Source organism: Marilutibacter maris (genome assembly GCF_003233695.1).
GTDB lineage: Bacteria > Pseudomonadota > Gammaproteobacteria > Xanthomonadales > Xanthomonadaceae > Marilutibacter > Marilutibacter maris.
On record NZ_CP029843.1, the window covers coordinates 1,809,887 to 1,822,992 of the forward strand.

The window sequence follows — 13,106 nt, forward strand, 5'->3', positions numbered from 1 at the left end:
TGGGCATCCTGGATTGCTTGAAATGAGGGTCGGTGGGCGAAGGAGGTGGGTTATTCGGGACTTGCGTCGCCCTGGAGCGGATTGACGAGCGCATCGGCGACGAGCTGGGTCTGCTCGGCGACGTGGTCCGCATAGTGGCCCGCCGCCGGCGACGGCGAACGCAGACGTCCGGCGTAGTGCAGGCTCTGCTTGCCTTGCAGGCAGTGGATCAGGTGGTGGCGGATCTGGTACCACGCCCCCTGGTTCTGCGGCTCTTCCTGGCACCAGACCACGTCGGTGGCCTTGGAGAAACGCTTCAGCTCGGCCGACAACAGGTTGCGCGGGAACGGGTACAGCTGTTCGATGCGGACGATCGCGACGTCTTCCAGGCCGTCCTTCTGCGCCTGCTCCAGCAGGTCGTAGTAGACCTTGCCGCCGCACACCACCACGCGCTTGACCTTCTTCGGGTCGGCGGCGGCGTCCGGGATCAGGTGCTGGAACTCGCCATCGGCCAGCTCGTCCAGGGTCGAGACCGCGAGCTTGTGGCGCAGCAGCGACTTGGGCGTCATCACCACCAGCGGCTTGCGGGTGGTCATCAGCATCTGCCGGCGGATCATGTGATACGCCTGCGCCGGGGTGGTCGGCGTGCAGACGATCATGTTTTCCAGCGCGCACAGCTGCAGGAAGCGCTCCAGGCGCGCCGAGCTGTGCTCGGGGCCCTGGCCTTCGTAGCCGTGCGGCAGGAACAGCGCCAGTCCGCACAGACGGCCCCACTTGGCCTCGCCGGAGGACAGGAACTGGTCGATCACCACCTGGGCGCCGTTGGCGAAGTCGCCGAACTGGGCTTCCCAGATGTCCAGCGTCATCGGGTCGGTGGTCGAGTAGCCGTACTCGAAGCCCAGCACCGCTTCCTCGCTGAGCAGCGAGTCGATGATGGTCACGTCCGAGGGCGTGTCGACCAGCCGGCGCAGCGGCAGGATGTACTCGTCGGTGCTCTGCTCGTGCAGGATCGCGTGGCGGTGGAAGAAGGTGCCGCGACCGCAGTCCTGGCCGACCAGGCGCAGCTTGTAGCCCTCGGTCAGCAGGGTGGCGTAGGCCAGGTTCTCGGCGAAGCCCCAGTCGCCGGAGAGCTCGCCGGCGGCCATCTTGCGGCGGTCGTCGTAGATCTTGGCCACGCGCGGGTGCAACTTGACCTCGGCCGGAACCTCGTTGATCAGTCCGGCCAGCTTGCGCAACTCGCCGCCATCGAAACGGGTGTCGACCTGATCGCTGAGCTGGCCCTTGAGGAAGCGCGGCCAGTCGATGGTGAACTCGTCGGACTTGGCCTCGGCCAGCTCGGTGGTGACCTCGCCGTTGTCGAGACGGTCGCGGTAGGCGTCGACCAGCTGCTGCGCCTCTTCGGACTCCAGCACGCCCTCGGCGACCAGCTTCTCGGCGTACATCGCGCGCGGGGTCGGGTGCTTGCGGATCTTCTGGTACATCAGCGGCTGGGTCGCCGCCGGCTCGTCGGCCTCGTTGTGGCCGTGGCGGCGGTAGCAGACCAGGTCGATGACCACGTCCTTGCCGAAGGTGTTGCGGAAGTCCAGCGCCAGCTCGGCGCAGAACACCACCGCCTCCGGGTCGTCGCCGTTCACGTGCAGCACCGGCGCGCCGACCATCTTGGCGACGTCGGTGCAGTACAGGGTCGAACGGGCGTCCTGGCGGTCGCTGGTGGTGAAGCCGACCTGGTTGTTGATCACGATGTGGACGGTGCCGCCGACCGCGAAGCCGCGCGCCTGCGACATCTGCAGCAGCTCCATCACCACGCCCTGGCCGGCGAACGCGGCGTCGCCGTGCATCAGCACGGGCAGCACCTGGCCGCGGCCGTCATCGCCGCGACGGACCTGGCGCGAACGCACGCTGCCGGCGACCACCGGATCGACGATCTCCAGGTGCGAGGGATTGAAGGCCAGCGCCAGGTGGACCGGGCCGCCGGGGGTGGCGATGTCGGCCGAGAAGCCCATGTGGTACTTGACGTCGCCGGTGTGGGCGCGATCGCTCTGCGGGTGCTCGAACTTGCCCTCGAACTCGTCGAACAGCTGCCGGGGCGGCTTGCCGAGCGTGTTGACCAGCACGTTGAGGCGGCCGCGATGGGCCATGCCGACGATCACGTCCTGCACGCCGTTGGCGCCGGCGCGATGGATCAGGGTGTCCATCAGCGGGATCAGGCTGTCGCCGCCCTCCAGCGAGAAGCGCTTCTGGCCGACGTACTTGGTGCCCAGGTAGCGCTCCAGGCCCTCGGCCGCGGTCAGGCGCTCGAGGATCCGCTTGCGGTCCGCGGCCGCGCGGCCGAAGCGGCCGCCGGCCTTCTCCAGCCGCTCATACACCCAGCGGCGCTGCTCGGCGTCGGAGATGTGCATGAACTCGGCGCCGATCGGGCCGGTATAGGTGGCCTTGAGCAGGTCGATCAGCTCGCCGAGCTTCATCCGTTCGCGTCCGGCGACGCCGCCGGTGCTGAACTCTGCCGAGAAGTCGGACTTGTTCAGGCGGTGGAACGGCAGGTCCAGGTCCGGGGCCTCCAGCTTCTCGAGCATCCCCAGCGGGTCGATGTCGGCGGCCAGATGACCGCGCGAGCGGTAGGCGGTGATCAGGCGTCCGACCGAACGCTCGCGCTCGTCGCCACCGCCGGAGCTGGCGGCCTTGCCGGCGTTGCGGGCGGCGACGGCGATGCTGTCGAGGACCGCCGAGTGCGGCACGTCGCCGGCCTCGCGACCCTTGAAGCCGTCGAAATAGGCCTTCCACTTGGGCCCGACACTGTCGGGATCGACCAGGTACTGCTCGTACAGGTCTTCGATATAGGCGCCGTTGGCGCCGAGCTGCGACGACTGGGAAAACTGCTTTAGGAGGCTGTCCACGATGGCATCGGGAAACTCAAGGGGAGGGGCTGGACCGTCCGCGGGCGCGATTCGCGCCTTAATGGGGGCCAAGACGCGGAATTATAACGGCAGCAGGGGGGGCGGCGGCCACCACCTAAAGTCGAAAGAACCGTTCTGGCGAGGTCGCGGGTCATGCGCGGGTCATCCTCGACCGCCGCCGCGGGGCTCACAGGCCCAGTGCGCGGAACTCGGTACAGGGGCGGGCGCGCTCCCAGACCTCGCGGAAACCGGCGCGCAGCTGGCGCGCGCGGCCGGGTGCGTCGAGCCGGGTCTCGCCCTCGAAGCGGTGGCCGAGGGTGCGGGTGTACCAGCCGCCGCGGTCGTTGACCGCGTAGGCGCCGGCGAAATCGCGGTCGACCGGCTCTTCGATCACCCGGAACGCGATCGCCGACGGCAGCCGTTGCGACAGCGCGATCAGCGGCGCCTGTTCGCGCTGCGGCGGGCCCGGGTCCTGCAGCAGGATCCTCAGCTCGCCGCCGGCGATCGCGAAGCGGCGGAACGCGGTCATCAACCCGGGCCGGTCGAGCAGACCCGGGTCCAGCTCGCGGCTGTACACGCACAGCAGACGGCCGGCGCTGGCGACCAGGCCCAGCATCGCCGCCAGCGCGGTCTCGCGGTCGCCGACCGGATTGGGGCCGTCGACCACCCGGGACATGGTCTGGTGTTCGATCCCGGCTTCCTCGAAGCGCGGACCCTCGGGCAGGAAGCCGTGGCGCAGGTAGAAGTCGATCGCGTCGACCTGCGCGTGCAGCGACAGCGAGCGCCAGTGATGGACGCGCGCGCGCTCGATCAGCGCCTCCAGCAGTGCGCTGCCGACGCCGCGGCCGCGCCATTGCGGGAGCACCGCCATCCGTCCGATCCGCCGCTGGGGCGTCAGCCGGCCGGTGCCGATCGGCTGGCCGTCGCCGTCGCGGGCCAGGACGTGGTCGCACAGCGGGTCGAGCGCGTCGAGCTCAAGTTCGGCCGGGACGCCCTGTTCGCGCACGAACACCGCCTCGCGGATCGCGCGCAGCGCGGGCAGGGCGGTGGCGTAGTCGACCGCCTCGACGCCGAAGCCGGTCGCGCTCAATGCCCGCTCCCGTCGTCGGGGCCGCCATCATCGGTGCCGGTATCGGGCGCGTAGCTGGCCCCGTTGCCGCCGTCGTCGTCGCCGAACTGCAGCTGGTAGTGGCCGGCCCGGAACAGCTCGAACACGCAGTCGCGGCCCTTCTGCGACAGCGCCCGGTAGTCGCCGCCGTCCAATGCGGTGGCATTGGCGATCCGCGCCGCGTCGCGGGCGGACAGGGCAAGGATCCGGCCGCTGACGAACAGGCGCGCGCCGCGGCTGGCCTTGCGCCAGGCCATCCGCGACCACGGATGGCGCTCCAGCAGCGCGCCCTGTTCGAGATCCCATTCGACCTCGATCCGCGAGCGCTCCGGCCCGGCCGCGACCACCTCGCCGGCGCTGCGGTAGACGGTCATGAAGCGGCCGAACCAGTCGCCCAGGCGTTCGGGGTCGTTCATCCGCAGCATGTTCAGCGCCTCGACCGCGCGGTTCATCGCCGCGGTGTCGATCTGCGCCGGATCGGCGGCCGGCGCCAGGTCGGGGTCGTGGTAGCGCAGGGTGTCGTCGGCGTCCGCGGCGAGGGTATCGACGAAGTCGCCGAGCAGTTCGGCCGCCGACGGCGCGCGCATGCCGACCGAGAAGGTCAGGCAGGCATCCTCGGCGACGCCGTGATGGGGCACGTTGGGCGGCAGGTAGAGCATGTCGCCGGGACCGAGCACCCAATCGTGGGTCGGCTCGAACTCGCGCAGCAGCTTCAGCTCGACGTCGTTGCGGAAGTCCAGCGACGGCTGCGCGCCCCCCAGCGCCACCGATGCATCGATCTGCCAGCGCCGGTGGCCCTGGGCCTGCAGCAGGAACACGTCGTACTGGTCGACATGGGCGCCGACCGAGCCGCCGGGGGCGGCGAACGAGACCATGATGTCGTCGATGCGCCAGCGCGGCAGGAAATCGAAGTGTTCCAGCAGGGCGCCGACGTCGGCGTCCCACTTGTCGACGTCCTGGACCAGCAGGGTCCAGTCCTGGTGCGGCATGCCGGGAAACTCGTCCTCACGGAACGGTCCGCTGCGCAGCTGCCAGTGGTCGCCGGCGCGGTCGTGGCTGACGATCCGCGACAACGCCAGTTCCTCGCAGGCCAGCCCGGCCAGGTCCTCGGGCTGGATCGGCGAGACGAAGCCGGCGAGCGCATTGCGGATCAGCAGCGGCCGCTTCTGCCAGTAGTCGCGCAGGAACTCGGCCGGGGCCATGCCCAGCAGCGACCGCCCCCCGCATCGACCTCGAGCGGCAGTGGGCGGGCGCGACGCGAGGGCCTTGCGGCCGACGGTCTGGAGGAGGTCTTGTTGGTCTTGCCCATCGGAATTGGGGGTCCTGGGGGATCGGAGGGGGAGCGGGAAGGCGCGCGGTCAGGCCCCCGCAGGCTCATCGTAGCCGCGGCCGAGGAACTGGATCAGGCACCAGCCGTGCCCGAACGGGTCGGCGATCTGCGCCAGCCGGCCCCAGTGGGCTTCGCGGACCGGGCCCTCCTGGATCGCCCCGGCCGCCAGCGCCCGCGTCAACGCGGCGTCGAGATCGTCGACGCAAAGATCGCCGTGCAGCGGGCTCCAGTGACGCTCGTAGCGGCGCGGCTGGTCGCTCGCGCCGATGCTGCCGGCGGGTTTGGCCAGCAGGTAGAGCGGCACTTCCAGGCCCAGCAGCTCGAGCACGCCTGCGCCCAGGCGCCGGCCCGGATGCAGGCCGAACGCCGCGCAATAGAACGCCTGCGCGGCGTCGATGTCGGGCACGTCGATGTTCAGCAGCAGGTTCAAGGCGGTGGGCCTGGCGGGCCAGGACGGGCCCGGTTCGGGGGACGGATTCTACCTGTCCCCGGGTCGGCGCCGTGTCGTCGCCGGCATTCCGGCCGCTGCCCGGGGGCGGTGTTCTCGGGACAAGCGGCCGAGGCGGGAAGGGTCGCGCCATGCGGCCCTTTTACATGTGCGGAAAGGCGATGCGATCAGATGTCGCGGGCCAGGCGCTCGGCGATGCCGGTGTAGCTGCCCGGAGTCATTTCCAGCAGGCGCTGCCTGGCCTCGGCCGGCAGTTCCAGCGAGCCGATGAACTCGCGCATCGAGACCTCGTTGATGCCCTGCTGGCCGCGGGTCAGCGCCTTGAGCTGTTCGTAGGGGTTGGGCAGGCCGTGCCGGCGCATCACCGTCTGCACCGCCTCGGCCAGGACCTCCCAGGCCGCGTCCAGGTCCTCGGCCAGCCGCTCGGGGTTGGCGCTGAGCTTGCCCAGGCCGCGTCCCAGCGCATCGAAGCCGATCAGCGCATGGCCGAACGCGGTGCCCAGCGCGCGCAGGGTGGTGGAGTCGGTCAGGTCGCGCTGCCAGCGGCTGATCGGCAGCTTGGCGGCGAAATGCTCGAGCAGCGCGTTGGCGATGCCGAAATTGCCTTCGGCGTTCTCGAAGTCGATCGGATTGACCTTGTGCGGCATCGTCGAGCTGCCCACTTCGCCGGCCTTGACCGCCTGCCTGAAGTAGCCCAGCGAGATGTAGCCCCAGATGTCGCGGGCCAGATCGATGCAGATGGTGTCGATCCGGCGCTGCGCGTCGCACAGCTCGGCGATACCGTCGTGCGGCTCGATCTGGGTGGTGTAGGGCTGCCAGTTCAGGCCCAGCGAGTGCACGAAGCGCTCGGAGAACGCCGGCCAGTCGACTTCCGGGTAGGCGGCGACGTGGGCGTTGTAGTTGCCGACCGCGCCGTTGATCTTGCCGGGCATGCGCGCGCCGGCGAGGGTCTCGCCCTGGCGCTGCAGGCGCGCGACGACGTTGGCCAGTTCCTTGCCGACCGTGGTCGGGGAGGCGGTCTGGCCGTGGGTGCGCGACAGCATCGGCAGGGCGGCGTGTTCGTGCGCCATCGCCCGCAGTTTCTGGATCAGCTCGTCGAGCCGGGGCAGCAGCACCTGCTGGCGGGCCTGGTTGAGCATCAGCGCGTAGCTGAGGTTGTTGATGTCCTCGCTGGTGCAGGCGAAGTGCACGAATTCCAGCGCCGGCCCAAGCTCGGCGTCGTCCTTCAGCCGCTCCTTGATGAAGTACTCGACCGCCTTGACGTCATGGTTGGTGGTGCGCTCGATGTCCTTGACCCGGGCCGCGTCCTCGACCGACAGCTGCTCGGCGAGCGCGCGCAGGCGCGCCGCGGCCGCGTCGGAGAACGGTGCCAGTTCGACGATCGCCGGTTCGGCGGCCAGCGCCAGCAGCCATTCGACCTCGACCGTGACCCGGGCCTTGATCAGGCCGTACTCGGAGAAGATCGGCCGCAGCGCATCGACCTTGCCGGCGTAGCGGCCATCGAGCGGGGACAGGGCGACGAGCTGGTTCTGGACGGACATGTTCTGGACGGACATGGCGGGGCGGCGGGGTGCGGGAGACGGGCGCGCATTCTAACGCCGATGGCCCGGGGCCGTGGTGCCGGCTCACGCACCGGCCACGCCCGCGCCCGTATCCTGCGGGCCGATGATCGGTTTTTGAACCCGGAGGACGGCATGACCAGGCAGGACGAGCGCATCGAACACGACAGCATGGGCGAGCTGAGGGTGCCCGCCGATGCGCTGTGGGGGGCGCAGACCCAGCGGGCGGTGCAGAACTTCCGGATATCCGGACGGCCGATGCCGCGCGGGTTCATCCGCGCGCTGGGCCTGATCAAGGCCGCCGCCGCCGGGGTCAACGGCCGCTTCGGGCTGCTCGGCAAGGGCGCGGCGACGGCGATCGGCAAGGCCGCGCTGGAAGTGGCCGATGGCGCCCACGACGCGCATTTTCCGATCGACGTGTTCCAGACCGGTTCGGGCACCTCCAGCAACATGAACGCCAACGAGGTCATCGCCCGGCTGGCATCGGGCGCGCGGTTGAAGGTCCATCCCAACGACCACGTCAACCTCGGCCAGAGCTCCAACGACGTGGTGCCGACCGCGATCCGGGTCTCGGCCTGTCTGGGCGTGCGCGAGGACCTGATGCCCTCGCTGGCGCATCTGCGCAGGACGATCGAGAAGCGCGCGCGGTCGCTGGGCAAGGTGACCAAGACCGGCCGCACCCACCTGATGGATGCGATGCCGCTGACCTTCGCCCAGGAGTTCGGCGCCTGGGCCTCGCAGTTGCGCTCGGCCGAGGCCCGCATCGACGATGCGCTCAAGCGGTTGCGGCGACTGCCGATCGGCGGCACCGCGATCGGCACCGGCATCAATGCCGATCCGCGCTTCGGTGCGGCGATGGCGAGGGCCCTGTCGTCGCTGGCCGGTACCCGTTTCGAGGCCGCCGGCGACCGCTTCGAGGGCATCGCCGCGCAGGACGATGCGGTCGAACTGTCCGGCCAGCTCAACGCGCTGGCGGTGGCCTTGATGAAGATCGCCAACGACCTGCGCTGGATGAACTCCGGGCCGTTGGCCGGGTTGGGCGAGATCGAACTGCCGGCGTTGCAACCGGGCAGCTCGATCATGCCGGGCAAGGTCAATCCGGTGATCCCGGAGGCGGTGGCGATGGTCTGCGCGCAGGTGATGGGGCATCACACGGCGATCACCGTCGCCGGCCAGAGCGGCAATTTCCAACTCAACGTGATGCTGCCGTTGATCGCCAGCGACCTGCTCGACGGCATCGGTCTGCTGGCGAACGCGATGCGGCACCTCGCCGACGATGCGATCGCCGGCCTGGGCGTGCGCAAGGCGCGGGTCGAGGAGGCGCTGGTGCGCAACCCGATCCTGGTCACCGCCCTGAACCCGATCATCGGTTACGAGAAGGCGGCGGCGATCGCCAAGCAGGCCTATCGGGAAGGGCGGCCGGTGCTGGAGGTCGCGGTGGAGGCGACCGGGATGCCGGCGCGCGAGCTGCGGCGCCTGCTCGATCCGGCCGCGCTGACCCGCGGCGGCATCCACGACGTCTGAGCGGGCCGGGCGGTCGGGGATGCGGAAGCGGAGGGGCGCAGGCGCCCGCTCCGCAATGACCTGTTCCGACGCTGGTCGGGTCGGTCAGTTGTTGGCGGCTTCTTCCAGCGCGTTGCTGGCCGGAGCGGCATTGTTGGTCTTGTACTTCTCGATCAGCACGCCGGCGCCGTTGAACTCGAACACGGTCGACTCGTTGATGTTCTTGCCGAAGGTCCTGATCTTGGAGAAATCGTAGTACCAGGCCTGGTTGGAGCCCAGCTGTTCCTTGCGTCCCGGGTGACCGATCGCTTCGACGACCTGGTCCTTGGTGGTCTTGCCGATCTCGAAGGAATCGAACTGCTCGGCACTGATCTGGGTGCCGGTCTTGTGCGAGAGGAAGTCGATCGCGTGCGCGGAGGAGAAGGCCATCGACAGTGCGACTACGGCCAGTACCTTGTGAACCAGTACTTTCTTCATGATTGCTTGTCCTTGTGGCAGTGCGGTAAAGATGCCGGGCCCATTCCCTTAGGCTGTCCGTCACGAGGCGGCCAGGCCGCGGCGGCGCCAGCCTAGCACGGCCGGATATCCGCATTCCGGGCAGGAAATCAAATAAAAAGGCCCCGCGATCGGCAGGGCCTGCAATGGGTGAACGGTAGTGGCGGATTTTCAGATGTCGACCTTGCCCTCGTCCATGCAGTCGTCGATGTCGCCCTGGTCCATGTCGGCATAGGGAACGAACTCCGGCAACGACTCGACCAGTGCCTGCTGGGTTTCCAGCATCGGCGGCAACTGTTGGCACAGTTGGGTGACGGAGGCCTTGATCTTGCCTTCGATGTCGTTCTCGAGGCGCTTCTCGATGTCCTGCTCGCTGTCGCCGGTGAAGATCCCCTTGATCGCCTCGCCGACGGCGTCGGTCGCCAGCTCGGCGGCCTGCAGGCCGATCTCGGCGCCGGCGGCGCCGACTTCGGCGACGTGGCCGCGGTACTTCAACAGCAGCGCGCGCTGCGCGTCGTCGATCTCGATCTGGCGGTCGCCGACATAGAAGTCGCCGGCCGGGGTGATCCTGGCCTCGGGCGCATCCTTGTCCGCGCCCTTGGCATCGAGCTCGATGTCCTCGGACTGGATCTCGGTGCGCACCTTCTCGCGGACTTCCTGCATCTTCCCGCGCAGCTCCGAGGTCGTCTTGCGGCTGGCGTCGGCGGCGCCCTGCGCGGCGTTGTTGTCCTGTCCGCAGGCGGCCAGCAGCGGCAGCATGCAGAGCAGGGCGGTGGCGAGGTGCTTCTTCATGGTCGGGTCTCCGGTCAACGCGATGCGAACTCGTCGCGGATCTGCTTCTCGCAGCCGTCGATGTCGCTCGTTTCAAGGGTGGCGTACGGTCGGAACTGCGGCACGCTGGCGGCGAGTCGTTGCTGCGAGTCCATCAGCGCGGGCAGTTGCATGCACAGCCCGCGCACCGCGGGTTCGATCTGTTGGGCGACGCTGCGTTCCACGCGCCGCTCCAGGCTTCCGGTCATCGCGCCGAACAGCAGGCCGGCCCAGGAGGTGTCCACGACATCGAGCGCGGCTTCCGCGCTGCGTTGGCCGATGGCGATGCCGGAGCGGGCGATGTCCAGGACCTGCCCGCGATAGGCGAGCAGGTCCCGGCGCTGCCGGGCGTCGATCGCCAACGTGCGGCCCTCGACCAGGAAATCGCCCGCGGGGGTGATCTCCGCCGGAGGAAGCTCGTCGCGGGCGTGCCCGGAGGTGCCGAAGCGAAGACTGCCGTCCAGGCGCAGGTTCTCCTCTTCCAGCTCCCGCAGCGCCCGGGCCAGATCGGTGCGGACTTCCTCGCGGGCCTCGGCCAGATCCCGGCGGATCTCCTCGCCGATGCCGTCCGCCTCGCGGTCCGCGGCCTGGCCGGCCAGCGGCAGCAGCAGGGCCAGCGCGATGATGGTGATTCGCATGCGCTTCATCTCGATCGTGTCCTTCGGGGTGACGGGGGGCGCGACTCAGTTGTCGTCGCGCCAGCGGCGCAGCCGGATCGCGGCGAAGACGAAGGCCGCGCCGACGATCGCGCCGATCCACAACTCCGGCATCGTCAGGTTTTCCACCATGCCGGACAGCGAGGCCTCGTGCAGCAGCGCCTGCACGCCTTCGTTGTCGCCGATCATGTCGCCGGAGCCTTCGCGATAGAACAGATGGCTGCCCGGCACCGTGCCCAGCAGCAGGCGGCCGACCACGTTCGACCAGAACCAGCCGCTCTGCATGTTGAACAGCTCCATCACGTCGAACCAGCTGACGAAGATGCCGGCGAACAGCGGGATCATGATCGCCCACAGGAACGGCTTGCTGCGGGCCCAGACCGAGCACAGCATCAGCCAGCCGACCGTCGGCAGCGCCCACAGCGCGAAGACCGGTATCCAGGTCAGGTGGCCGATGGTCAGGGTGAACAGGTGTGCCGGCCCCCACAGCAGGGTGAACGGGTTGCCGCCGTGGAGCAGCACCACGATGCTGATCAGGGTCAGGAAGCCGAACATCGTGGCGACGCCGACCAGGCCCGCGATCAGGGGAGCGACCAGGGTCGCGCTGGCGACCTTCGACAACACCGTCTCGGTGTCCGAAAGCGGCAGTGACTTCCAGAACAGCACGCTGCGGTCCTTGCGCTCGTCGTACAGGGCGCCGATGCAGTAGAAGAACACCACGAAGGCGAGCACGATGTAGGGCCACATGCCGCTGAACAGCAGCGAGATGTCGATGCCCTGGCTGAGCTTGGCCAGGTCGTCGGCGCTGAGCTTGCTGGTCAGCATTGCCAGGTCGAAGCCGTTGACCTGGACGCCGTCGATCTCGAACTCGCCGGCGGCGGCGGCGCGGTGGCCGGCGACCAGGCCGACGATGATGCCCATCAGGGCGAACAGCAGCGAGATCGCGCCGGCGATGATCGGGGCCCAGAAGAAGCCGCCGCGGTGTTCCCAGAACTCGCGCTTGAGCAGCAGCTTGAACTTGTGGGTCGGGTGGGGCGCCGTCTGCGGACCCGGCGTCGGCGAATCATGGGTTTCGACGATGGCGTTCATGCGTAGGTTCCCTTCATGGTGGCGACGAACAGGTCAGCCAGGCCCGGGGTGCGGGTCTCGCCGAGTGCGGCCAGGCGATCGCCGGCCACGCCGTCGTAGAGCATCACGGTCTTGCCGAACGGCAGCGCGCGTTCGTCGATCGGCCCCATGCCGCGCGCCTCCTCGGCGCGATCGCCGTTGACCAGCACCTCGACGAAGCGGTCGCCGAGCTCGTCCATGCCGCTCTCCAGCACGATCTTGCCGTCGCGGATGAACATCACGTCGGTGAGGATGTGTTCGATCTCCTCGACCTGGTGGGTGGTCACGATGATGGTCTTCTGCTCGTCGAAGTAGTCCTCCAGCAGGCGCTGGTAGAACTGCTTGCGATAGAGGATGTCCAGCCCCAGGGTCGGCTCGTCGAGCACCAGCAGGCGGGCGTCGATCGCCATCACCAGGGCCAGGTGCAGCTGCACGATCATGCCCTTGGACATCTCGCGCACCCGCATGTTCGGCTTGAGCTGGGTGCCCTGCAGGAAGCGTTCGCAGCGGTCGCGATCGAAGCGCGGATGCACACCGGCGACGAACTCGATCGCCTCCTTGACCTTCATCCAGCGCGGCAGCACCGCCACGTCGGCGATGAAGCAGACATCGCGCATCAGCTCGTCGCGCTGGGTGCGCGGATCGAGGCCGAGCACGCTCAGCGAACCCTCGAACGGGATCAGGCCGAGCAGGGCCTTCAGCGCGGTGGTCTTGCCGGCGCCGTTGGGGCCGATCAGGCCGACGATGCGGCCCGCGGCGATCTCGAACCGGGTGTCGTCCAGTGCGAGCTTGTTCTTGTAGGCCTTGCGCAGGCCCCGGGCGTTGACGACGGTGGAAGCGTTCATTGCGTGCCTCCCTCGCGCTGGCCGGCGGCCAGCAGTTCCTCGGTGCTCAGGCCCAGGCGCATGATGCGCTCCAGCACCAGCGGCCATTCCTCCTTGAGGAAGCGTTCGCGCTCGTTGACCAGCAGCTTCCGGGCGGCTTCTTCGGTGACATACATGCCAAGTCCCCTGCGTTTCTCGATGAGGGCCTCGTCCGCGAGCTCCTGATAGGCGCGCGAGACGGTGATGGGATTGAGCTGGTACTCGGCGGCGACCTGCCTCACGGAGGGCAGGGCGTCGCCGGGCTTGAGGACGCCGTCAAGCATCATCGCGATGACGCGTTCCTTCAGCTGGCGATAGATCGGAGCGCCGTCGCTCCATTGGATGGCGGTCATG

At 68.9% G+C, this 13,106-nt stretch carries 11 protein-coding genes and 1 pseudogene; 1 reads left to right on the forward strand and 11 read right to left on the reverse strand.

Annotated features, from left to right (window positions below; all coding sequences use genetic code 11):
* Nucleotides 1-50 precede the first annotated feature (50 nt).
* The 5 genes and pseudogenes from C9I47_RS07945 to purB all read right to left on the reverse strand — a co-directional run bounded on the left by C9I47_RS07945 (nucleotide 51) and on the right by purB (nucleotide 7,300).
* The gene (locus C9I47_RS07945; protein WP_111266258.1) at nucleotides 51-2,873 is read right to left on the reverse strand and encodes a 2-oxoglutarate dehydrogenase E1 component; all 2,823 of its coding nucleotides are present in this window, start codon (nucleotides 2,871-2,873) and stop codon (nucleotides 51-53) included.
* A 187-nt stretch (nucleotides 2,874-3,060) separates the two neighbouring features.
* A complete protein-coding gene (locus tag C9I47_RS07950) occupies nucleotides 3,061-3,963 on the reverse strand; it encodes a GNAT family N-acetyltransferase (RefSeq protein ID WP_111266259.1) in 903 nt (300 codons plus the stop codon).
* 26 nt (nucleotides 3,964-3,989) lie between these two features.
* Nucleotides 3,990-5,290 (reverse strand): annotated as a pseudogene (locus tag C9I47_RS07955) (ribosomal protein uL16 3-hydroxylase); the annotation flags it as partial.
* A gap of 49 nt (nucleotides 5,291-5,339) precedes the next feature.
* Complete coding sequence (locus C9I47_RS07960) at nucleotides 5,340-5,741, reverse strand: VOC family protein (protein WP_111266261.1); 402 nt, start codon at nucleotides 5,739-5,741, stop codon at nucleotides 5,340-5,342.
* Nucleotides 5,742-5,926: 185 nt separating this feature from the next.
* Entirely contained in the window at nucleotides 5,927-7,300 is a 1,374-nt protein-coding gene (purB, locus tag C9I47_RS07965) for an adenylosuccinate lyase (protein ID WP_111268041.1), read from the reverse strand.
* A 153-nt stretch (nucleotides 7,301-7,453) separates the two neighbouring features.
* Between purB and C9I47_RS07970 the strand changes: the two genes are divergently transcribed.
* The gene (locus tag C9I47_RS07970) at nucleotides 7,454-8,842 is read left to right on the forward strand and encodes a class II fumarate hydratase (protein ID WP_111266262.1); all 1,389 of its coding nucleotides are present in this window, start codon (nucleotides 7,454-7,456) and stop codon (nucleotides 8,840-8,842) included.
* Between the two features lie 84 nt (nucleotides 8,843-8,926).
* Here C9I47_RS07970 and bamE read toward each other — a convergent pair whose 3' ends face one another.
* The 6 genes from bamE to C9I47_RS08000 all read right to left on the reverse strand — a co-directional run bounded on the left by bamE (nucleotide 8,927) and on the right by C9I47_RS08000 (nucleotide 13,105).
* Nucleotides 8,927-9,298 carry an outer membrane protein assembly factor BamE domain-containing protein gene (bamE, locus tag C9I47_RS07975; protein ID WP_111266263.1) on the reverse strand — a complete coding sequence of 124 codons (372 nt, stop codon included), beginning with the start codon at nucleotides 9,296-9,298 and terminating at the stop codon, nucleotides 8,927-8,929.
* Nucleotides 9,299-9,487: 189 nt separating this feature from the next.
* Nucleotides 9,488-10,108 (reverse strand): YggN family protein, encoded by a 621-nt coding sequence (locus C9I47_RS07980; RefSeq protein WP_111266264.1) that lies wholly within the window; start codon nucleotides 10,106-10,108, stop codon nucleotides 9,488-9,490.
* Nucleotides 10,109-10,122: 14 nt separating this feature from the next.
* Nucleotides 10,123-10,773 (reverse strand): hypothetical protein, encoded by a 651-nt coding sequence (locus tag C9I47_RS07985; RefSeq protein WP_111266265.1) that lies wholly within the window; start codon nucleotides 10,771-10,773, stop codon nucleotides 10,123-10,125.
* A gap of 36 nt (nucleotides 10,774-10,809) precedes the next feature.
* Nucleotides 10,810-11,871: a hypothetical protein gene (locus C9I47_RS07990; protein ID WP_223250329.1), complete on the reverse strand. Its 1,062-nt coding sequence runs from the start codon at nucleotides 11,869-11,871 to the stop codon at nucleotides 10,810-10,812.
* Nucleotides 11,868-12,734 (reverse strand): ABC transporter ATP-binding protein, encoded by an 867-nt coding sequence (locus tag C9I47_RS07995; protein WP_111266266.1) that lies wholly within the window; start codon nucleotides 12,732-12,734, stop codon nucleotides 11,868-11,870. The genes C9I47_RS07990 and C9I47_RS07995 overlap by 4 nt, the downstream gene beginning before the upstream one ends.
* Entirely contained in the window at nucleotides 12,731-13,105 is a 375-nt protein-coding gene (locus tag C9I47_RS08000; protein ID WP_111266267.1) for a GntR family transcriptional regulator, read from the reverse strand. The genes C9I47_RS07995 and C9I47_RS08000 overlap by 4 nt, the downstream gene beginning before the upstream one ends.
* Between the last annotated feature and the right edge of the window lies 1 nt (nucleotide 13,106).